The 20,361-nt window shown below is 64.3% G+C and carries 18 protein-coding genes and 1 tRNA gene; 12 read left to right on the top strand and 7 right to left on the bottom strand.

Translation table 11 applies throughout. The features are described 5' to 3' along the window. The first annotated feature begins 45 nt into the window (after nt 1–45). Both VOI18_RS00790 and VOI18_RS00785 read left to right on the top strand, forming a co-directional pair. Nucleotides 46–1,398, top strand: coding sequence for a peptidoglycan-binding protein (locus VOI18_RS00790; protein ID WP_323760522.1), 1,353 nt, complete (start codon nt 46–48; stop codon nt 1,396–1,398). Nucleotides 1,399–1,437: 39 nt separating this feature from the next. After that, nucleotides 1,438–2,043, top strand: a complete 606-nt coding sequence (locus tag VOI18_RS00785) for a hypothetical protein (protein WP_323760521.1) — start codon at nt 1,438–1,440, stop codon at nt 2,041–2,043. Here the strand turns inward: VOI18_RS00785 and VOI18_RS00780 are convergent. Then, on the bottom strand, nt 1,995–2,681 hold the full coding sequence (locus tag VOI18_RS00780) for a cation transporter (RefSeq protein ID WP_323760520.1): 687 nt from the start codon (nt 2,679–2,681) through the stop codon (nt 1,995–1,997). The genes VOI18_RS00785 and VOI18_RS00780 overlap by 49 nt on opposite strands. A gap of 72 nt (nt 2,682–2,753) precedes the next feature. Between VOI18_RS00780 and VOI18_RS00775 the strand changes: the two genes are divergently transcribed. Beyond that, entirely contained in the window at nt 2,754–3,191 is a 438-nt protein-coding gene (locus VOI18_RS00775; protein ID WP_323760519.1) for a helix-turn-helix domain-containing protein, read from the top strand. On the opposite strand, the gene VOI18_RS00770 is transcribed toward VOI18_RS00775, so the two are convergent. The 3 genes from VOI18_RS00770 to VOI18_RS00760 all read right to left on the bottom strand — a co-directional run bounded on the left by VOI18_RS00770 (nt 3,188) and on the right by VOI18_RS00760 (nt 5,752). Further along, on the bottom strand, nt 3,188–4,516 hold the full coding sequence (locus VOI18_RS00770) for a hypothetical protein (protein ID WP_323760518.1): 1,329 nt from the start codon (nt 4,514–4,516) through the stop codon (nt 3,188–3,190). The genes VOI18_RS00775 and VOI18_RS00770 overlap by 4 nt on opposite strands. Nucleotides 4,517–4,631: 115 nt before the next feature. After that, on the bottom strand, nt 4,632–5,150 hold the full coding sequence (locus tag VOI18_RS00765; protein WP_323760517.1) for an N-acetyltransferase: 519 nt from the start codon (nt 5,148–5,150) through the stop codon (nt 4,632–4,634). Beyond that, a complete protein-coding gene (locus VOI18_RS00760; RefSeq protein ID WP_323760516.1) occupies nt 5,150–5,752 on the bottom strand; it encodes a DUF1134 domain-containing protein in 603 nt (200 codons plus the stop codon). Before VOI18_RS00760 ends, VOI18_RS00765 begins: the two co-directional genes overlap by 1 nt. 140 nt (nt 5,753–5,892) lie before the next feature. Between VOI18_RS00760 and VOI18_RS00755 the strand changes: the two genes are divergently transcribed. The 8 genes from VOI18_RS00755 to serA all read left to right on the top strand — a co-directional run bounded on the left by VOI18_RS00755 (nt 5,893) and on the right by serA (nt 17,969). Beyond that, entirely contained in the window at nt 5,893–7,251 is a 1,359-nt protein-coding gene (locus VOI18_RS00755) for a flavin monoamine oxidase family protein (protein WP_323760515.1), read from the top strand. Then, complete coding sequence (locus VOI18_RS00750; RefSeq protein WP_323760514.1) at nt 7,251–8,411, top strand: hypothetical protein; 1,161 nt, start codon at nt 7,251–7,253, stop codon at nt 8,409–8,411. The genes VOI18_RS00755 and VOI18_RS00750 overlap by 1 nt, the downstream gene beginning before the upstream one ends. 91 nt (nt 8,412–8,502) lie before the next feature. Next, on the top strand, nt 8,503–10,707 hold the full coding sequence (locus VOI18_RS00745; protein ID WP_323760513.1) for a M3 family metallopeptidase: 2,205 nt from the start codon (nt 8,503–8,505) through the stop codon (nt 10,705–10,707). A gap of 118 nt (nt 10,708–10,825) precedes the next feature. Beyond that, a complete protein-coding gene (locus VOI18_RS00740) occupies nt 10,826–11,902 on the top strand; it encodes an aromatic ring-hydroxylating oxygenase subunit alpha (protein WP_323760512.1) in 1,077 nt (358 codons plus the stop codon). Nucleotides 11,903–11,932: 30 nt separating this feature from the next. After that, on the top strand, nt 11,933–13,258 hold the full coding sequence (locus VOI18_RS00735) for an amino acid permease (RefSeq protein WP_323760511.1): 1,326 nt from the start codon (nt 11,933–11,935) through the stop codon (nt 13,256–13,258). 943 nt (nt 13,259–14,201) lie between these two features. Next, complete coding sequence (lepA, locus tag VOI18_RS00730; protein WP_323760510.1) at nt 14,202–16,010, top strand: translation elongation factor 4; 1,809 nt, start codon at nt 14,202–14,204, stop codon at nt 16,008–16,010. A 73-nt stretch (nt 16,011–16,083) separates the two neighbouring features. Next, nucleotides 16,084–16,614 carry a peroxiredoxin gene (locus VOI18_RS00725; protein WP_323760509.1) on the top strand — a complete coding sequence of 177 codons (531 nt, stop codon included), beginning with the start codon at nt 16,084–16,086 and terminating at the stop codon, nt 16,612–16,614. Nucleotides 16,615–16,748: 134 nt separating this feature from the next. Further along, on the top strand, nt 16,749–17,969 hold the full coding sequence (gene serA, locus VOI18_RS00720) for a phosphoglycerate dehydrogenase (protein ID WP_323760508.1): 1,221 nt from the start codon (nt 16,749–16,751) through the stop codon (nt 17,967–17,969). Nucleotides 17,970–17,979: 10 nt separating this feature from the next. Here the strand turns inward: serA and VOI18_RS00715 are convergent, their stop codons facing one another. The 3 genes from VOI18_RS00715 to VOI18_RS00705 all read right to left on the bottom strand — a co-directional run bounded on the left by VOI18_RS00715 (nt 17,980) and on the right by VOI18_RS00705 (nt 20,078). Beyond that, on the bottom strand, nt 17,980–18,654 hold the full coding sequence (locus VOI18_RS00715; protein WP_323760507.1) for an HAD-IB family phosphatase: 675 nt from the start codon (nt 18,652–18,654) through the stop codon (nt 17,980–17,982). Nucleotides 18,655–18,756: 102 nt separating this feature from the next. After that, entirely contained in the window at nt 18,757–19,410 is a 654-nt protein-coding gene (gene msrA, locus VOI18_RS00710; protein WP_323760506.1) for a peptide-methionine (S)-S-oxide reductase MsrA, read from the bottom strand. Nucleotides 19,411–19,484: 74 nt separating this feature from the next. Then, the gene (locus tag VOI18_RS00705; protein ID WP_323760505.1) at nt 19,485–20,078 is read right to left on the bottom strand and encodes a DUF1579 family protein; all 594 of its coding nucleotides are present in this window, start codon (nt 20,076–20,078) and stop codon (nt 19,485–19,487) included. Between the two features lie 158 nt (nt 20,079–20,236). On the opposite strand from VOI18_RS00705, the gene VOI18_RS00700 reads away from it, so the two are divergent. Next, nucleotides 20,237–20,326, top strand: a tRNA-Ser gene (locus VOI18_RS00700). The last annotated feature ends 35 nt before the right edge of the window (nt 20,327–20,361 follow it).

The raw sequence follows: 20,361 nt of genomic DNA, 5'->3' as shown, positions 1-20,361 counted from the left end.
GCTTAACGGCAAGCGCGACGATCCTCGGGGGAGATGACGTCTGACATGGAGCGTGTGACCGCCCTTCTGGCCCAGGCCGCCGCAACGATCCTTGTCCTGATCGGGCTGGTCGTTGTGTTGGGTTATACCCATTCGCGCGCCTATGATGCCGGCTATTGTTCCGGACAGTATTGTCCTCAGACGGATGAGGGGGGTTGGTGGCCGTTCGGCAATGACCGTCGCCCGACAGCAACGACTCCGACGGCCACCCGGCCGGGCGCGGTGACCCCGCCCGGACGTGCGACGACCAGCTATCCCGACCCGCCGCCCAATGTCCGGCCAGGGTCCACAGACTATGGTGGTGGATCAGCACCGGGCGGTCTGAACGTGTCCACCGGCGTGGCCGGACCCGGCTCGTCGACCCAGGCCCGTCCGATCACCCGGCCCCCGGTTTTCACGCGCGATCCGGGCGAGCGTATCTGTACGCCGGACAGTCGGGATGTCGGTGACGGCGCGATTGCGCGTTGCTGGTTGCGGGTCGGCGATGCCTACCAGGCCGTTGACCGGATCGACGAGGCCCGCTCCGCCTGGGACGAGGCGCTGCTGATCGGCTCCTCTGTTGGCGGAGCACAGGCCTCGCTGGTCGCCCATCAGCGCTTGCAGGCCGCCGTTCTGGAGCGCTCCTGTCCGACCACGCCGCAGAGTCTGGCGCGGATCGCCTATGGCTTTGACCAGACCGAGGATGATGGCGACATCATCGAGCTGGCCTTGCGCCAGCGGGCCCTGGCCGCATTGGGCTATTACAATGGCGAGGTGGACGGCAATTACGGCCCGATGACCCGTCGTTCGGTCCGCGACTTCCAGGGTGATCTCGGCTTTGACCTGACCGGCGTGCTGACACCGGCGGAGACCGTGACCCTGGTCTGCCACGCTGCCCTGACCGCCCGCGACGCCCACGCCCAAAACCTGCTCGGCATCATGTTCGCCACCGGTCTGGGCCTGGAACAGAATATAGACACATCGCTGGAATGGCTGGAGACGGCAGCCGAGCGCGGCCATGCCGGTGCCAATTTCAATCTCGCTGTCATGTACGGCACCGGCACGGTGCAGGGCAGCTACCGCCTGTGCGGGATTGTCGAGAGCCCCGAGCGCGCCGACAGCTATCTTCGCCGCGCTGCCGATCTCGGCCATGACCGGGCTCGCCGACTGCGCAGTGTTGTCGGGGTCAATGGTGAGCCCGGTGCCCGCTGGACCCGGATCTCGCAGGCCCTGATCGATGAGGCAGAACAGAATGGCGACCGCTTCTATCTCGCCTGGCAGCGCCGCGTTGACGAGATGCGCCGCTTGAACGGCAATGAATTGCACCAGCCGGGCTGTTATCAGGCGGCAATGGACGGAGCCCCGCCCGCGGCCGACTAGGCGGCGGGATGATGGAGGATGAGGATGATGGAAACCTCGATGAAGATGTTGATGATGATGCTGGCCTCCGCAACGGCTCTGGGCGCGTGCGGTGCCCATGCGCGGCCGCCGTCGGCGCCGGCCGGCCCGCGTCCGGTCATAAATCGCGCCCCGCCTGTCGCTCCCGATACTGTCACACCGGCGATCAACATGTGCATGGTGGAGACGCTGGCCGAGCAGCGCCTGGAAATGTTGAGCGAAGTGCACGGGTATCGCGAGGCGATCCGCGCCGATGCGCTCGCCGGTGCCAATGTCGCCGATACCCGCACGCAGGAAATCATCGCGGCATTCGAGACCGACCTCGATGCCTCCTACCGGTTCGCCACCGCGTCCTGCCGGACCTATAACCGCTGTCTGGAAGAGAACCGGTTCGACGAGGCCGCCTGCCAGGACACCGCCGCCCTCTGGCATGATGGCCAGGACCGTTTCCATGATCTCTCCGAAACCCTGGCTGACGTACGCGAGCGCATCGCCACAGGTTGCTCGGACTGTTCAACGCCGCGCGGTCGCGACCGGGCCCGGCGGCATGACCATGACGGCCATGCGGGGCGTCGGGATCAGTCCGGCGACACGATCGGTTCAGTCTTTTCAACCGACGGACACTGACCGCCCGTCGCTGATCGCTCGCAGGCATGACCGGCGCGCCGTTCGGCCAGCGCCTGACGCAGGATCTGCACCGCAGAGCTGGTAAACAGGCCGGCCATGATCGCGGCGACAACCAGATCTGGCCAGGGCGAGGCCGTCCAGGCGACCAGCCCTGCCGCGACCAGAACCCCGACATTGCCGATCGCGTCATTGCGCGAGCACAGCCAGACCGACCGGACATTGGCGTCACCGTCGCGCCAGCGCAGCAGGATCAGCACGCTGGCCAGATTGGCCAGCAGGGCCAGCACCGCGATCGACCCCATCAGGGCCGGTTCGGGCTGCTGGGTGAAGACCACCCGCCACAGGGCGAGGCCGAGGATGGACAGGCCGATCGCGAGCAGGCTGATGGCCTTGATGATGGCGGCATTGGCCCGCCAGTTGGCCGGCTTTCCGATCACATAGAGTGACAGCCCGTAGGTCGCGGCGTCGGCGGCGAAGTCGAGCGCGTCGGCCTTGAGTGCCTGCGACCGCGCCGCGGCGCCAGCCAGCATTTCGACGCCGAACATGACGGCATTGATCGCGATCACGATCCACAGCGCGCGCCGGAAACCCGGGGCGCTGCCGTCAAAGTCCTGATGATGTCCGCAACTGGCTGACATGGTCTGTTCCCGTCATTTCAAATCAACTAGGGTCGAACCTAATCCCTCTAGCGACTGGAGGTTCAAGGGGCGATGTCAGATATTTCGATCGGGCGCCTGTCGCGCCGGACGGGGGTCAAGATCCCGACCATCCGTTATTATGAATCCATCGGCATGCTGGATGCACCCGACCGCTCGGCCGGCGGCCAGCGGCGTTATGATGCCAGCCATCTGGAGCAGTTGCGCTTCATCCGGCATGGCCGCGACCTCGGCTTCGGCCTGGACGACCTGCGGGCGCTGCAGGACATGGCCAGCCGTCCGGAAACCTCCTGCGACGCGGCGGACAGGATTGCCCGTCAGCAGCTGGCGGATGTCGAGCGGCGCCTCGCCGGTCTGCGGGCCGTCCGCACCGAGCTCAAGCGCATGGTAGCGCAATGCTCACATGGCGTGGTCGATGACTGCCGCGTGATCCAGACCCTGTCCGATCATGGCCTGTGTGACGGCGACCACAGTCCGGACCGGACCCCCTAGCCGCGACCCATCCGGTTCTTCCAGTAGCCGACATCTTCGGCGTACTTGCCGACAATTTCGCCCAGAACATTCTCCAGCATCAGGCTGTCAAAGCCGATCCATTCGTCCTGGTTGATCTCGTCAATGCTCATCATCGAGCGCCGCAGGAAGACGCCATAGATGACCAGCATGCTGACGAACAGGAGCACGAAAATCACACCGAGATCGGCCAGTCGGGCGCCGGCATCAAAGCCGGTCAACTCGATCAGGCCGATATTCAGCCCGGCCAGAACCGCCAGGAAGAGCACCGGTACGAATACGAGGTAATACCCGGAATTGCGGAGCATCTGGAACATGATGTTGCGCACGAAACTCTCGATGAAGAAGATCCGCATGGCGATCCACAACACATTAGTGTGCCATTGCCGCGCCGCGTGGGAAACCTTGCTGGCGTCTGTTTCCTGCCCGACAGTCACCGATTTCGCCTGTCCGGCCGCGGTCCGGAAATGGTCGTTCAGCCGGGCGAGGTAGCGGGTCACGAAATTTGACAGTTCGCGGAAATTATTGCGCTGGTAGGGCACGTATTCGACGAAATAGATGAGCCACATCAGGAAGGCGCCGCCCAGAGTCGAGAGGGCGCCGAAAAAAGCCTGGTTCATGTCGGTCGCGCTCATCGCCAGGGGGCCGAGCGCGAGCGGGGCGGTCAGGCCCAGCATGCCATGCAGGTCGATGATGGTGCCGTCATTGTAGAGCAGGTTGATGACCAGCACGAAGGCGATGATGGTCGAAAAGACCACGGTCAGCTTGCGGACGTTGGAATTGATTGTCGACCGCATTTCATTGAGCAGGTAGAGCGCGCCGTGATCGATCGGGAAATAGCTGGCGATCAGCGCGCCTTCCTCGTCCTCATAGAGGTTTTGCGGATTGGCGGAGATCTTCACGCGGCCGTTGAGAAACGCGGTGCCCTGCCGGAAATAGTCCTCGGCAACCTCGGCGCTCAACTCGCCGGGGATACGGATATAGCCGACCTTGACCGCCAGCCAGTGGAACAGCAGGCCACTGCGGGTCATGTGCGACCGCTCATGGGCGAAGTCATCGCCCATCACGGATTCGGTTTCGGTCTTGTGGCGGGCTGCCCGGGACAGGGCCGCCCAAGCGCTGGGACCCATGTGGGCGGGGCGGATCGTGCCCGGACCGGCGCGTGTGATGGCCTTCATACCGAACAATTTGCCCAGGGGCCGTGTAACGGGACCCAGCAAGCGGCCAAGCATCTGTAACGGGATCTGGCGGGCGAGGGCGAGGACGAACAGGACCCCGATGCTGACCAACAGGATGATGCCACTCATGAAAACCCCCTCACTCCACAACGCCAAGCGTTGTCACAATCACCGGAAGCAGTATGCCACCGGCACGCGCGCCGGTAAAAGGGGGATGCTGGGGCGTGGCCGTCCCGTCTGTCGGTCAGACACCGAGAAAGGCCGGGTGGTAGTGCACTGTGGCGACCCCGGTGACGGGCGCCAGGCCGTTCAGGGACCGGACCTGGAAGGCGGCGGCAAACTGCCCGTCCGGATCCCCGGCCCAGGACCAGTTCCAGGTCGCTGCGGCGACGAAGCCGAAGCGCCGGTAATAATCGGGCTCACCGAGCAGCACGCACCAGGGCACCCCCAGCGTCGTCAGATAGTTCAGCCCCGCCTCGATCAGCGCGACGCCGATTCCGCGGGACTGGTGTTCCGGCGCCACGGCAACGGGTCCCAGACCGACGCCGAACAGGTCATCATCACCGTCCGGCCGCGCCGTCACCGGCGAAAACAGGACCGTGCCGACCACAGTGCCGTGATCCACAGCGACCAGTTCCAGCGTGTCGGCGTCAGCGGCGCGCAAGGCGGTCACCAGGCGCGCTTCGCCAGGACCGGGAAAGGCCGCCTTCAACAGCGCGTCGACACCGGGTTCGTCGACGGCCTCGAACGCCCGGATCTGCATCAGAAGGGCAGCCAGGCCCGGCGGCGGGAATAGGCCAGATAGCCAATATTGGCTCCGGCCCGCAGGCCGACACCCGAGCGGATCGGTGCCAGGGTGACGTCGTCGGCGCGCTGGTAGTTCACGCCCAGCCCGGCCACAAGGTAAGCGGTGCCCTCGACGCCGGGATAGCGCTGGTAGAGGCGATCGACATTGTCGAGATTATAGACCAGCACAAAGACGCGGCTGGCATTGCCACCGGCGTCGAAGCCGATTGACGGGCCGCGCCAGTAAACCTTCTGGCGTTCATTCAGGCCGCGCAGGGTGAGATAGCCCTCGCCATAGCGCAGGCCGATCCCGGCGGCACCCGCGACCTCCTCGCCGGCGATATAGCCGACCGGTCGTCCAAGGTCCGAGAAAACGCGTTCCAGGGCGCTGGCCGCAGCCTCCGCCGTGACACCGAAGAAGTCGGACACCGCGTCGACGATCTCGTCCTGGGAATAGGATTCAACCGGCTCGGAATACTCGCTCGGCTGGCCATAATCTGCGGTTTCCTGCTCCTGTGCGAAGGCCGGCGCGGGCAGGCCGAAGGCAAGCGCAGCAATGACAGTCATGAGGGCACGCATGGAATGCTCCATTGGCAATTGGGACCTGCCGCTTGTTGCAGGTGAATGGGGCGACAGAGCGGCGAAAGGGTTATGGCTTCGTTAACGTCGCCCCGCGACCGTGCCATGATTGCGCGATCGCGGGGAAGGCCGGACATTCCATGACGCAGGCGAAACAGGATGTGGTGGTGATCGGGGCGGGCCTGTCGGGTCTGCGCGCGGCCCAATTGCTGGCGGATGACTACGATGTCTGTGTTGTCGAAGCGCGCGACCGGGTCGGCGGGCGGGCGATGGCCCATACATTTGCCAATGGCGATACGGTGGACGTCGGCGGCCAGTGGGTCGGACCCGGACAGGACCGTCTCTATGCCCTGATCGAGGCCGAGGGCCGTACGACCTATCCGCTGCATGATGATGGCGACCGGTTGATGCTCAATCGCGGGCGCCTGTCGCATTACACCGGCACCATTCCCAAGCTGGCCCCTCATGTTCTCGCCAATGTCCATCTGATGATGAGCGGCTTTGATGGCCTGGCGGCACAGATCGACCCGCTCGCTCCCTGGCGTCATCCCAAGGCGGCGCTGTGGGACTCGATGACGGTTGCCGAATGGATGCGCAAGAGGGCCTGGACCCGCGACGCGTTCGACCTGTTCGCTGTCGGCATTGGCGCGGTGTTCGCCGCCGAGCCGCACGAGATCTCCCTGTTGCACGGCCTGTTCTATGCGCGGGCCGGCACGTCCCTGGACAACCTTGTGTCGACAACGGGCGGTGCCCAGCAGGACCGGGTGCATGGTGACATGGCCGGTCTGGCCGACGGCCTCGCGGCGGGATTGGGCGACCTTGTGCGCTTGTCCTCGGCAGTGCGGACGATCCGCTGGAAAGATGACGGCGTCAGGATCGACACCGAGACGGGTCCGGTCAGCGCCCGGCGCGCCATTCTCGCCCTGCCGCCCAATCAAGCCTTGCGGATCGACTGGGACCCGGTATTGCCGGCCGCCAAGTCCGGACTGTGGCTGCGCATGCCGCCGGGGGCCTGCATCAAGTGCGTTGCTCAATACGAAACGCCCTTCTGGCGCGACCGCGGTCTGGCCGGTCAGGCTGTCGCGCCACAACTCGACGTCCGGGTGACCTTCGACAATACCGAGGCCGGGCGGTCGGCGGGGCAATTGCTGGGTTTCATCGAAGGCGATCATGCCCGCCAGTGGGCCGCTCGTGACCCGCAACAGCGCCGGGCCGCAGTGCTTGAGGCCTTCGCCGCCTGCTATGGCGAACAGGCGCTCCATCCGATCGACTATGTTGATCAGGACTGGACGTCCGAGGTCTGGTCGCGCGGCTGTTACGCGGCACTGATGGGGCCGGGCGTGTGGACCGGGCATGGCGCCCATCTGCGCACGCCGCTGGGGCCGGTGCACATGGCAGGCACCGAGACTGCGAGTTCCTACTACGGATATTTCGAAGGCGCACTGGAGGCTGCCGAGCGGGCGGTCCGTGAAGTGCGCGCGGCACTGGAGGACGGCTGATGTGCGACACGCTGGTCATTCGCGGCGGCGGGGCCGTCTGGTTCGCCAAGAATTCAGATCGCGAGCCGGGCGAGGTCCAGCGGGTCGAACGGTATCCGGCGGTCGACGATGACCCGACCGAAACGCTCGCCTGCACCCATATCGAGATCGATCAGATCCCTGACCGGCAGGCGACCATCCTGTCGCGGCCCTCATGGATGTGGGGCGCCGAGATGGGCGTCAATGCGTCCGGCGTGGTGATCGGCAATGAAGCGGTATTTTCGCGCAAGGTGATGAAACAGGGCAAGGCGCTGCTGGGCATGGACCTCGTCCGGTTGGGGCTGGAGCGGGGCAGCTCGGCGCATGAATCGGCGGCGATCATCATCCATTTGCTGGAGACACACGGACAGGGCGGTCCGGCGGGCTGGCGCAATAAGGGGTTTCGCTATGACAACAGCTTCCTGATTGCCGATGCGGCCGAGATCCTGGTGCTTGAAACCTGCGGCCGGGAATGGCGCCTGGAGCGCGTGAAACGTCACGCGGCGATTTCCAATGCCTATTCCCTTGAAGGACCGGTGACGATGGCGTCCGAGGGCGCGCCGACAGACGGGTTTGGGGTCAATGACGAGACCTGGCTGCGACCGACCTTTGGTCAAGCACGGGACCGCCGGGCCTGTGCGCTGGCGGCACTTGAGAGCCTGGACAGGCCGGATTTTGCCGGCCTGGCCGGCATCATGCGTTCGCACGACCGGGGTGATGGTTTCACCAAGGGTTCAAACCGTGATCTGTGCCTGCATCATGGCGGCCTCATGCGACCCAGTCATACGACCAATTCCATGCTGGTGCGGCTGGCGCCGGGCGAAGCCCCGGCCATCGCCATGACCGGCAGCAAGACGCCTTGCATCTCGCTTTACCGACCGGTCGCTTTTGACGGTCCGTCCAGCTTGTTGGCGGACCGGTTCTGGGAGCGCGGTGCCGAGCGTCACGACACGCTGGCCCGGGACCCGTCAGCCCGCCAGCAGGTCCGCAACCGCATCGCCGCGGCGGAGGCGCATATCCTGCCGGCCATCGAGGCAGGCCGCTCCGATGTTGCGGAAGCCCTGGTCACCGCTTGGGATGAGCATGGCTTGGCTGAGGGCGTTGGCGAGGCGGCTGAACACGGCCGAAATACGGGTCTGTGAGCCCCTTCCTGTGCAGATGGTGAAAACTTCATTTTTGCGACAGGGCGTAGGCGGGTAGGGTGCGCGCAGGATTTTCCGGGGAGCATTCCAGATGCGCAAACTTTTGATGATCACCGCGAGCACGGCCGCGCTTTTTGCCGCCGCCTGCACGCCTGCCCAAGACACCGCCGATACGGGTGAAACCAGCGCGATGACCGACGCAACAGACACCGCAGCCAACGCGGCGGACACCGCGCCGGCCACATTCGACAATCCGCTGCTCGCCGAGTGGAGCGGCCCCTATGGCGGCACGCCGGACTTCGACGCGGCCAGCCTTGATGACCTGAGCGCCGCATTGCGTGAAGGCATGAGGCTGAACCTGGCCGAGATCGACGCCATCACCGCCAATCCCGAACCGGCCACCTTCGAGAACACCATTCTCGAACTGGAGCGGGCCGGTGCACCGCTGGGGCGGGTCTTCAGCCATTGGGGCATCTGGTCGTCCAACATGTCGTCGCCGGAATTCCGGGACATCCAGCGCGAAATGTCCGCCGAGCTGTCGGCTTTCAACTCGCAGATCACCCAGAATGAAGCCCTCTTCGGCCGCGTCCGTGCGGTCTATGAAGGCGAGGAAATGGCGACGTTGACGCCGGCCCAGCAGCGCGTTGTGCAGCTGACCTATGACGGTTTCGCTCGTAATGGCGCGACCCTGGAAGGCGAGGCGGCCGAGCGTTATGCCGCGATCAATGCCCGTCTCGCCGAACTGCACCGCAGCTTTGGCAACAACGTCCTCAATGACGAAGAAAACTACGTTACCTATCTCAGCGAAGACCAGCTCGCCGGCCTGCCGGCAGACTTTGTCGCGGCCTCTGCGGCGGCGGCCGCGACGCGCGGACATGAGGGCGAATACGCCATCATCAACACCCGCTCGTCGATGGACCCCTTCCTGACCTTCTCGGACGAACGCGATCTGCGCGAGCAGGTGTGGAACAATTATTATTCACGCGGCGACAATGGCGGCGAGTACGACAACAACGCGATCATCTCCGAGATCCTTCAGCTTCGTCACGAGCGCGTCGGCCTGCTGGGCTATGACAATTACGCCTCCTGGCGTCTGGAAAACCGCATGGCCGGCACGCCGGAACGCGCCATGGACCTGATGGAAGGCGTATGGACAGCCGCTGTCGCGCGTATCGAGGAAGAAGTCGCCGACATGCAGGCCCTGGCCGATGCCAATGGCGATGACATCACCATCCAGCCCTGGGATTACCGCTACTATGCCGAGCAGGTCCGTTCGGCCCGCTACGACCTCGACAGTGAAGAGGTGAAGCAATACCTGCAGCTGGATAACCTGCGCGAAGGCATGTTCTACGTCGCCGGCGAGCTGTTCGGTTTTGCCTTCCGCGAGCTGCCCGAGGGCGAGGTGTCGGTCTGGCATCCGACCGTACGGGTGTGGGAAGTCACCGATCGCGAGAGCGGCGAGAATGTCGGCCTGTGGTATCTCGATCCCTTCGCCCGCCAGGGCAAGCGTTCGGGTGCCTGGGCAAACTCTTTCCGTTCGCACTCCACGATTGATGGCGAGACCAATGTCCTGGCCACCAATAACTCCAACTTCGTCGAAGGCGCTCCGGGCGAGCCGGTTCTCGTGTCATTCGATGATGCGACGACCTTCTTCCACGAGTTCGGGCACGCGCTTCACACGCTGTCGTCCAATGTCGACTATCCGACGCTGAATGGCGGCGTACGCGACTACACCGAATTCCAGTCGCAACTGCTCGAGCGCTGGGTCCTGACCGACCCGGTGGTCAACAACTACCTGACCCATGTCGAGACCGGCGAGCCGATGCCGCAAGCCCTGATCGACCGCATCCGGGCGGCCGCCAACTTCAACCAGGGTTTCTCGACCGGCGAGTATCTCGCCTCGGCACTGATGGACATGGTCTATCACACCACCGATCCGGCCGAGATGAGCGATCCGGACACATTCGAGCGTGAAACGCTGGAGCGACTGGGCATGCCGAATGAAATCGTCATGCGACACCGCTCCCCGCATTTCGGGCACATCTTCTCGGGTGAAGGCTATTCGGCCGGCTATTACGGTTACATGTGGGCCGATGTACTGACCGCCGACGCTGCCGAAGCCTTCCAGGAAGCGCCAGGTGGCTTCTACGATCCGGGCGTTGCCGCTGATCTGGTCAACTACCTGTTCGCGCCGCGCAATTCGATGGACCCGGCCGAGGCCTACCGCCTCTTCCGTGGCCGCGACGCCGAGGTGTCGGCCCTGATGCGGGATCGTGGTTTCCCGGTCACCGAATAGGGTTTTTCAAAGCCTGATTGAAACGAGGCCGGCGGGGCAACCTGCCGGCCTCTTTCATGCGCGCGACGTCCAGGACGAAACCATTGGCAGGTGAGCGGGTTGCGGATAGCGTCGCCGGATGGATGACCTCTGCGCGCCGACTGCCGCTGACACCGCTGATCCTTCGCGCTCCCTCGAGCAGGCCCGCGCGCTCGATCCCGAGCGCTATGTCGGGTCGGACGCCCTGGCCTTCGACCAGCGGGAAATTCTCTCCCGGGGCTGGCAGGTCGTCGCCCCGGCATCGGCGCTGTCGGGCCCCGGCGATCACATTGTTCGCGAAATCGGCGGTGTGCCGATCCTTCTGGTCCGCAATGCGGCAGGGCGGCTCAACGGATTCCTGAACATCTGCAGACACCGCGCCGGGCCGCTGGCCCTGTGCGATGGCAAGGGCGCCAAGCGTCTGCGTTGTGCCTATCATGGCTGGGCCTACGACCTGGACGGGCAATTGCGCACCGCACCGGAAATGCAGTCCGCCGATGGGTTTGATGTCTCGGGCATCGCTCTGGAGCGGATCGAGGTGGAAGTCTGGGGCGGGATGGTGTTTGCCCGGATCCGGTCCGGGCCGTCCCTTGATGAGGTGATGACCGGCATGGACGGCATGGTGGACCCGGCGTCACTGGCCGCTTTGAGCCATCATCATGCCCGCACCTATGACGTCGCCTGCAACTGGAAAATCTACGTCGACAATTATCTGGAGGGCTATCATTTGCCCTTCGTCCATCCGGACCTGACGCAAATCGTCTCCTATCCGGATTACAAGACCGAGCTGGCGCGCTTCTGGTCGCTGCAACGCTCGCCGATCGATGCCGAAACCGACGCTTATGCGGCCGGAGAAGCGCTCTATTTCTTCATTTATCCCAACACGATGCTCAACATCCTGCCGGGTCGCATGCAGACCAATCGGGTGGTGGCGAACGGGCCGGACGCGTGCCACGTGGAATTCGACTTCTACTATGCGCCGGGCGAGGCCGATCGGGCCGAAGCCGATGACGCCTTTTCCGACCGCGTCCAGGACGAGGACCGGATGATCTGTGAACACGTCCAGAAAGGGCTCGCCTCGGGCGCCTATCAGCCTGGCCGGCTTTCGCCCGACCAGGAGGCCGGCGTCTGGCACTGGCACAATCTATTGCGGGATGCCTACGCCGCTTGTGGCTGACGGGTTCTGCGTCCGGGGGGACAGACGACCATGACAGACAACAAGACGGCCGCGCCGGACGCTGTCCCGCTCGACAAGCCGGCCCACAAGGCGATCGGCTTTTGGGGATGCTGGTCCCTGGTGGTGGGGATCATGATCGGATCCGGCATTTTCATGCTGCCCGCCGTCCTCGCGCCCTACGGCCTGATGGGGTTTTCCGGCTGGCTGGTAACGGCTGGCGGCTCGGTCCTGCTGGCGCTGGTGCTGGGCCGGCTCGCCCACCGCACGACCCGGACCGGCGGCCCGATCGCCTATGCCCATGACGCGTTCGGCGATCTCATCGGCTTTCTTGTCGCCTGGGGTTATTGGGCCTCCTACTGGATATCCATCCCCGCCGTCGCGATTGCCTTTGTCGGGTATCTGACTGTCTTCATCCCGGCCCTGAGCGATGCTCCGATCGCCCAGATGGGCTGCGGGCTGGCGCTGATCTGGGGGCTGGGCCTGATCTCGTTGCACGGCATTCGCGACGCCAGCATCGTGCAATTATTGACAACGGTCCTGAAACTGGTGCCGATCTTCGTGGTGATTGGCATCGGGTTTTTCACCGGCGACGTCGCCAACCTGCCCGAGGTCAATCCGTCCGGTGGCGGTTTCTTCCCGGTGCTGGCGGCGACCGCGCTCTTGACCATGTGGGCCTTTGCCGGCCTCGAAGCGGGAACCGTGCCGGCCGGTGATGTCCGCGATGCCGCGCGCACCGTTCCGCGCGCGACGGTGGTTGGCACAATCACGGTCGCGCTGATCTACATCGCTGCGACCGCCTCGGTCATGCTGGTTGTGCCGGCTGCCGACCTGGCCAGCTCCACCTCGCCCTTCTCTGATGCCGCCCGTGTCCTGGGTAGCTGGGGGCCGGGGCTGATCGCGGCCGGTGCCATGGTGTCGACCGCCGGGGCGCTAAACGGCATCATCTTCCTGTCCGGCCAGATGCCGATGGCTCTAGCGCTGGACCGGCTGGCACCCGCTGCCCTGGGTCGACGCAACAAGGGCGGCGCGCCACAACTCTCCCTCCTCCTGTCGCTGGGGCTCGGCTCGGTCCTGCTGGTCGCCAATTACTCGCGCGGCCTGGTTGGCGCCTTCACCTTCCTGGCGATGATGAGCACGGTCTGTCTCCTGCTGCCTCTGCTGGTCAGCGCGGTGGCCGAGCTGAGGCATTCCTGGCGATCCGCCCGCAGCTGGGCCATCATCGCCCTCGCCGCCGGTGCCTATGCTGCCTTCGCTGTTCTGGGTTCTGGCCTCGAGGTGCTGGCCTGGGGTGGCGTGCTGATCCTGGCCGGCCTGCCAGCTTACTGGCTGGGCAAGCCGAAGGCGGTGGCGGTGTAGGCTCGGCGCCGCACTTTTCTCCCCACATCCATTCACCTTCATTCTTCCCGGCTCTCCGCCCCGCTTTTGCGGGGCTGCGGCCGGGAAAAATGGATGTGGTTTGAGAGGGGGAATCTGCGGTGCGGTGGGACGCCGCTGACGACGCCGATACACGCTTGTCATCCCGGGCGGAGCCCTGACTTGATCAGGGCGAAGACCCGGGATCCATACGCCCGGTGCTGCCAGCTTTCGTGATAATGGGTCCCGGATCTCCGCCCGGCTCGAGGCCGGGCATCCGTCCGGGATGACAAGATTTTGTGCCTTTATCCCCGCTCTGCACCACTTTCCTTCTCCCTAAGGAGAAGGTGCGCGTAGCGCGGATGAGGGGGATTCCTCCTGCTGGAACCGGGAGTTACCCCTCATCCTGACCCTCTCCCAAGGGAGAGGGAAAGCGGCTTGAACCAAAAAACTTGTCCTCCCCCTTTTCGCCCATCGCATAATCGCTTCCGTTCCCAGGCCATCTTGAGGCCCGGACCGGTTATCCGGGGGTGTGGGAGTAGCGGAGCGCATCCGGTTTGGTGGGGCTGACCACCATCAGACCCGGTGCGGCCGCCGATGGGACTCGCGGCACAACGATTGACCGCCCTGATCCCGTCGGCTTCGATTCGGGGGCTGGAAGGCAACCCGGGAAAACTCCGCGTGCGGGATGCTTGTCGTGGCTACCGTTACTAAAATCAGCGCTTTATCGGCTCCGGCCGGTATCCCGCACACCCTCTTTCCCCAAAACGCCAGGCGGTGACGCCGTGGCGCTATCGGTGCTGAGCGGGGGACAGGTATAATTAACGCCCGCATCGGGCCATGCCGGGCGGAACCATCGGGATGCGTTAATTATACCTGTCCCCATTACGGCCAAACAGCCTATCCCGCTTGGCCAAACCCGTTGTCGATGCTACCTGCCCGCTCCATGACCATAGATCCGTCCCTCATCCGCAATTTCTCCATCGTGGCACACATCGACCACGGTAAATCCACGCTGGCCGACCGCCTGATCCAGGTGACCGGCGGACTGACCCAGCGTGAGATGAAAGAGCAAGTGCTCGACAATATGGACCTCGAGCGTGAGCGCGGCATCACGATCAAGGCCCAGACCGTGCGTCTCGACTACACGGCCAAGGACGGCAAGACCTATGTTCTCAACCTGATTGACACGCCCGGACACGTCGATTTCGCCTATGAGGTCAACCGCTCGCTGGCCGCCTGTGAAGGGTCCTTGCTGGTGGTTGATGCCTCGCAGGGTGTGGAAGCGCAGACCCTCGCCAATGTCTACCAGGCGATCGAGGTCAATCACGAGATCGTCACCGTGCTCAACAAGATCGACCTGCCGGCCGCCGAGCCGGAGCGGGTCAAGGAGCAGGTCGAGGATGTGATCGGGCTGGACGCCTCCGACGCCGTGATGATCTCGGCCAAGACGGGTCTGGGCATCGAGGATGTGCTGGAAGCTGTTGTGACGCGCTTGCCCGCGCCCGCGGGCGGCGACCCGAACGGACCGTTGAAGGCGATGCTGGTCGACAGCTGGTATGATCCCTATCTCGGCGTTATCTGCCTCGTTCGCGTGATCGACGGGACGCTCAAAAAGGGCATGAAAGTGCGTCTGATGGGCACCGGAGCGACCTACCCGGTCGAGGGCGTCGGCGTGTTCCGGCCCAAGAAGGAGGCCATCGACAGCCTCGGCCCGGGCGAGCTGGGCTATCTCAACGCATCGATCAAACAGGTCCGCGATGCCCGCGTCGGTGATACCGTCACCGATGACCGCAATCCGGCCGCCAAGGCGCTGACCGGCTACAAGCCGGCCCAGCCGGTGGTCTTTTGTGGTCTCTTCCCGGTCGACAGTGCCGAGTTCGAGGACTTGCGCGACGCGATCGAGAAACTGGCCCTCAATGACGCCTCTTTCTCGTATGAGATGGAAACCTCGGCGGCGCTCGGTTTCGGCTTCCGCTGTGGTTTCCTGGGCCTGCTCCATCTCGAGGTGATCCGCGAACGCCTCGAGCGCGAGTACAATATCGAGCTGATCACCACGGCACCGTCGGTGGTCTATCGTTTGCACATGAATGATGGCAGCGAGATCGACCTGCACAATCCGGCCGACATGCCCGATCCGGTCAAGATCGACACCATTGCCGAGCCGTGGATCAAGGCGACCATCCTGGTGCCGGACGAATACCTGGGCGGGGTGCTGAAGCTCTGCCAGGACCGCCGCGGCAACCAGGTCGAGCTGACCTATGCCGGCAACCGCGCCCTGGTGGTCTATGAGCTGCCGCTCAACGAGGTGGTGTTCGACTTTTATGACCGCCTGAAATCCGTCACCAAGGGCTATGCCTCCTTCGACTATCAGTGGATTGAAGACCGGGTCGGCGATCTGGTGAAGATGTCGATCCTGGTCAATGACGAGCCGGTCGATGCGCTGTCCATGGTGGTGCACAAGGCCCGCGCCGAAATGCGCGGCCGGTCGATGTGCGAGAAGCTGAAAGAGCTGATCCCGCGCCACATGTTCAAGATCCCGATCCAGGCCGCCCTGGGGGGGCGCATTGTCGCCCGCGAAACCCTGTCCGCCCTGCGCAAGGATGTGACCGCCAAATGCTATGGCGGTGACGCCAGCCGGAAGCGCAAGCTTCTCGACAAGCAAAAGGCCGGCAAGAAGAAGATGCGCCAGTTCGGCCGGGTCGAGATCCCGCAGGAGGCCTTCATCGCCGCCCTGAAGATGGATGATGATTGATCGGGGCTTGCCAATTGACGCAGACGCCCCATCTTTGAAGCCAGACAGACGGCATCACACGGGGAGTTATCCGATGCGCCATATCCTTGCTGCCAGCCTGGCCGCTACCTTCGCCCTTGCCGCCCCCGCTCTAGCCGAGCTGGACGCCGGTGATGCCGCAGCCGACTTCACCGTGTCGGGCTTCCAGGCCGGCGAGCCGGTCTCCTTCCATCTCGCCGAGGCATTGGAAAACGGGCCGGTCGTGCTGTTCTTCTTCCCGGCGGCCTTCACCTCGGGCTGCGAAGCCCAGGCGGCGGCCTTTGCCGAGGCGATTGACCAGTTCACCGCCGAGGGCGCGCGCGTGATCGGAGTGACCGGCGGCAATACCGACCGATTGGCCGAGTTCTCGACCCAGCATTGCGCCTCGGCCTTTCCGGTCTTCGCGGTCGAGGAGGGCATGGCGCGCGACTATGATGCGCGCATGATGATGCGTCCGGGCTGGACCAATCGCACCTCCTATGTGATCGATCAAAATTCGACCATTGCCTTTTCCTGGTCGGAAATGAGCCCCTATGAGCATGTTGATCAGACTCTTGCGGCCGTCCGGGCGCTGAACGTCGAATAATATTGCGCCGGTCGGGCTCCGGCCACAAAGTCGTTAGCGATATCATGCGGTAGACAAGCGCAACATCATCGTGTTGCGGTGCGCCATGGAATGCGGCGATTCTGGCCGTGTTGATGCGCCAAGGAAATGCCGCGATGTCTGACCCCGCCCAAGCCGGCCCTGTCGTCCTGTTCGAGAATGTCCATCCGGTTGCGGATGTGGCCTTTGATGCCGCCGGGTTTTCCGTCGAACGCCATGTCGCGGCGCTTGATATGGCCGATCTCCACGCGGCGCTGGGACCGGCCCGACTGGCCGGGATACGCTCGCGCACCAAGATGAACCGGGCCGCCTTCGACGCGGCGCCCAACCTGCTGGCCCTGGGCTGTTTCTGTATTGGCACCAACCAGGTCGATCTTGACGCCGCCGCGGCGCGCGGGATCCCGGTCTTCAACGGGCCGTTCGGCAATACCCGCTCGGTCGCCGAGCTGACCCTGGCCTCGATCATCATGCTGATGCGCGGTATTCCCATGCGCTCGAGCGCCGCCATGCGGGGTGAATGGCAGAAGTCGGCCACCAACTCGCACGAGGTCCGGGCCAAAAATCTGGGTATCGTTGGCTATGGCAATATCGGCTCGCAACTGTCCGTCCTGGCCAGTGCGCTCGGCATGCATGTCCATTTCTACGACACCGAGCCCAAGTTGGCGCACGGCAATGCCCGGGCTTGCGCCAGCCTCGACGAGTTGCTGGAACTGTCCGATGTCGTCACCCTGCACGTCCCCTCGACCGAGCAGACCCGCAATATCATGGATGCGGCTGCCATCGCGAAGATGAAAAAGGGTGCCATCCTGATCAACCAGGCCCGGGGTGACCTGGTCGACATCGACGCTCTCGCCGGCGCGCTGGAGCGTGGCGACCTGATCGGTGCCGCGGTCGATGTTTTCCCGAAGGAGCCGGCCTCCAAGGACGAGGCCTTCGTCTCGCCCCTGCAGAAATTCGCCAACATCATCCTCACCCCGCATATCGGCGGCTCGACGCTGGAGGCCCAGCAGGCGATCGGCGAGGACGTGTCAGGAAAACTGGCCCGCTATGTCGCGCTGGGCGCCACAAAGGGCGCGGTCAATGTGCCGGAAATCGAGCCGGGCCAGATCCGGGCCGGCCGTACACGCTTGCTGAGCTTTCATTCCAATGCGCCGGGCTTCCTGTCGCGCCTCAATGACGCGGTCAGCGCCTCGGGTGCCAACATTGCCGCCCAGCACCTCGAAACGCGGGGCGAGCTGGGTTATGTGGCGGCCGATCTGGAGGGGGACATACCGACCGGCTTCATCGATCATGTCCGGGCGCTCGACGGGTCCATCCTGGCGCGGTTGGTGCGCTAACCGGCCCGGATCAGACGCCCAGCGCCTTGGCCAGCCCGTCAACGGTCCGGACATAACTGGCACCGGACCACTCACAGGCGGCGATGACGACTTCGCGCTTGGCGATCACACCGAAGCCGATGAAGCGGTCGGCGGCACCGGCTTCGAAAGCCTCGAAATCAGTCATGCCATCGCCGACCATGATGGTCTCATCGGCCTGCCCCGAAATACTGTTCAGCAGGTCCGCCTTGCCGCCATTGCGTGACAGTGGATAGTCGGTGTCGAGACCGCTGACCTGATCGCCGGTCCAGACAAAGCGGTTGGCGTGGATATCGCCGTGCCCGAAGCCGAGATCCTTGAGTACCGGTTCCAGAAGGTCAGCAAAGCCACCGGAAATGGCGTGCAGCACGTCGCCACGTTCGCGCAGTTTGCGGATCAGCGGCGCCATGCCGGGCGTTACCCGCTGCCGCAACTGGCCGGCGACAATCGCCACCCCGTCCCGGTCCAGCGCCGCCAGCTTCAGCCGCGCCTCGAGACTGTCCCGCAGGGCCATGCTGCCGGACATGCCGGCACGAGTGATCTCGTGCAGCCGGGCCTTGGCTGCGACCTTGTCCTCGCGCCCGGCCAATGCCGCCTCTAGCGCCGTGTCCAGCGACTCGACCCGCAACAGGGTTGAATCCACATCAAAGGCAATCAGTCGTGTCACGCCGCCATCCCGAACCGCTTGCCGCGAGTCTAGACAGGCCGCGACGGGCTGTCAGCGCTTTTGAGCGTCAGCAAAGGCAGGGCCCGGTCACAGAGCCGGACGTCAGGCCGGGGCAGGGCGGCCAATCGGGCAGATCACGCCGGTGCCGCCTATGCCGCAATACCCGGACGGATTGCGCGCCAGATACTGCTGGTGGTCGTCTTCGGCGTAATAGAACGGTCCGGCCATCGCGATCTCGGTGGTGATCGTGCCCAAGCCGGCCCCGTCCAGTTCTGCCTGGTAACGGGATGCGGCGTCTTGCGCCGCCGCAAGCTGTTCCGGCGTGGTGGCATAGATCGCCGACCGATACTGGGTGCCGCGATCATTGCCCTGGCGCATGCCCTGGGTCGGATCATGCCCTTCCCAGAAGCGTTTGAGCACCTGGTCGAGTGACAATTGCGCCGGGTCGAAGACCACCCGGACCAGCTCGGCATGCCCGGTCGCTCCGGAACAGGTTTCCCGATAGGTGGGATTGGGCGTGGTGCCGCCGCCATAGCCGACTGCCGTGTGCCAGACCCCGTCGGTCTCCCAGAACAGGCGTTCCGCTCCCCAGAAGCAGCCAAGCCCCAGGAAAATCTCTTCCATCCCGGCCGGCGTGTCGCTCTTGATGTCGCGCCCGGTGACGGCATGGCTGACAGCCAGCGGCAGGGCCTGCGACCGGCCCGGCAAGGCCTGTGCAGCGGGGATGATGCGTGATTTCCAGACCGGGTCTGACATGGGGGGCTCCGAAGCCGAGGGACTGACCGACAAGATAGTCACCCCGCCTGCAAAAACCAGAGCCCCCGACTGCGTCAGCTGCCGAGGCGTGTCCGCTCGATGCGCTGGAAGGGCTGCCATGTCTCGCCAGCATCGGGGCTCGATTCGATCAGCATGCTGTGATGGTCATTGTCGGCAATCGTGATCGAAAGGCGGAAATGGGTGCGCGCACCATCGTCGCCGACATAGGGAGTGTCGACACGGAGATTGGTGATGGTGAGGCGGTCGTCCGTGTCCATCACACCCTCGAAAACGTCGAGATTTCCCCAGGTGTCGTCCATCGCCACGAGGCGGAAGACATTGCGGTTCTGGTCGTACTGGATGGTTGTTTCGAGGCGCCAGGGCTTGACCGGCCGTTCCGGCGCTTCTTCGCGCAGGGCCATATTGTCGAGAAGATAGCGGATCGTCACGGCGTAGGCGGTCTCGCCGCCGGTCCATCCGTCCTGCCGGTCGCTGTCATATTCGCGCGCCTGCCAGTGCCCGGCCAGAGGGGCCAGCCGCTCCATCTCGGCGCGGGCTTGCGCCCCCCAGCTGCGCCGGACGGCTTCGTCCTGTGCCAGCGCTGGGGCCGGCAGTGTCGCGAGGGCGCCTAACATCACCACGAAAAAGGCCAATTGCCTGTTTTTCATGTACTTCTCCTTGATCAAGCCCGATCGAGGATGTGTGCCCCCGGACCCTCAACCTGCCGCCTGGCAACCAGCAGGCCAAATGACAAGTCCGAGAGGTGTTGAAGCTGAGCAAAACGCCTTGCCTCCGCTCGCCCGATGCGTATAGTCCGCGCCTTCGCGGTGAGGTGGCCGAGTGGTCGAAGGCGCACGCCTGGAACGCGTGTAGGCGGGTAACCGTCTCGTGGGTTCGAATCCCACCCTCACCGCCACATATTTTCTTGAAACAATTAGATAAAACGGCGCC

It is taken from the genome of Maricaulis sp., assembly GCF_034670125.1.
In the GTDB taxonomy this organism is placed as follows: domain Bacteria; phylum Pseudomonadota; class Alphaproteobacteria; order Caulobacterales; family Maricaulaceae; genus Maricaulis.
This window is presented reverse-complemented; position numbering and strand designations above follow the sequence as displayed.

Coding starts and splice junctions, on each gene's coding strand:
- VOI18_RS00790 (WP_323760522.1), top strand. CDS start 46: ATGGAGCGTGTGACCGCCCTTCTGGCCCAGGCCGCCGCAACGATCCTT.
- VOI18_RS00785 (WP_323760521.1), top strand. CDS start 1,438: ATGAAGATGTTGATGATGATGCTGGCCTCCGCAACGGCTCTGGGCGCG.
- VOI18_RS00780 (WP_323760520.1), bottom strand. CDS start 2,681: ATGTCAGCCAGTTGCGGACATCATCAGGACTTTGACGGCAGCGCCCCG.
- VOI18_RS00775 (WP_323760519.1), top strand. CDS start 2,754: ATGTCAGATATTTCGATCGGGCGCCTGTCGCGCCGGACGGGGGTCAAG.
- VOI18_RS00770 (WP_323760518.1), bottom strand. CDS start 4,516: ATGAGTGGCATCATCCTGTTGGTCAGCATCGGGGTCCTGTTCGTCCTC.
- VOI18_RS00765 (WP_323760517.1), bottom strand. CDS start 5,150: ATGCAGATCCGGGCGTTCGAGGCCGTCGACGAACCCGGTGTCGACGCG.
- VOI18_RS00760 (WP_323760516.1), bottom strand. CDS start 5,752: ATGCGTGCCCTCATGACTGTCATTGCTGCGCTTGCCTTCGGCCTGCCC.
- VOI18_RS00755 (WP_323760515.1), top strand. CDS start 5,893: ATGACGCAGGCGAAACAGGATGTGGTGGTGATCGGGGCGGGCCTGTCG.
- VOI18_RS00750 (WP_323760514.1), top strand. CDS start 7,251: ATGTGCGACACGCTGGTCATTCGCGGCGGCGGGGCCGTCTGGTTCGCC.
- VOI18_RS00745 (WP_323760513.1), top strand. CDS start 8,503: ATGCGCAAACTTTTGATGATCACCGCGAGCACGGCCGCGCTTTTTGCC.
- VOI18_RS00740 (WP_323760512.1), top strand. CDS start 10,826: ATGGATGACCTCTGCGCGCCGACTGCCGCTGACACCGCTGATCCTTCG.
- VOI18_RS00735 (WP_323760511.1), top strand. CDS start 11,933: ATGACAGACAACAAGACGGCCGCGCCGGACGCTGTCCCGCTCGACAAG.
- lepA (WP_323760510.1), top strand. CDS start 14,202: ATGACCATAGATCCGTCCCTCATCCGCAATTTCTCCATCGTGGCACAC.
- VOI18_RS00725 (WP_323760509.1), top strand. CDS start 16,084: ATGCGCCATATCCTTGCTGCCAGCCTGGCCGCTACCTTCGCCCTTGCC.
- serA (WP_323760508.1), top strand. CDS start 16,749: ATGTCTGACCCCGCCCAAGCCGGCCCTGTCGTCCTGTTCGAGAATGTC.
- msrA (WP_323760506.1), bottom strand. CDS start 19,410: ATGTCAGACCCGGTCTGGAAATCACGCATCATCCCCGCTGCACAGGCC.
- VOI18_RS00705 (WP_323760505.1), bottom strand. CDS start 20,078: ATGAAAAACAGGCAATTGGCCTTTTTCGTGGTGATGTTAGGCGCCCTC.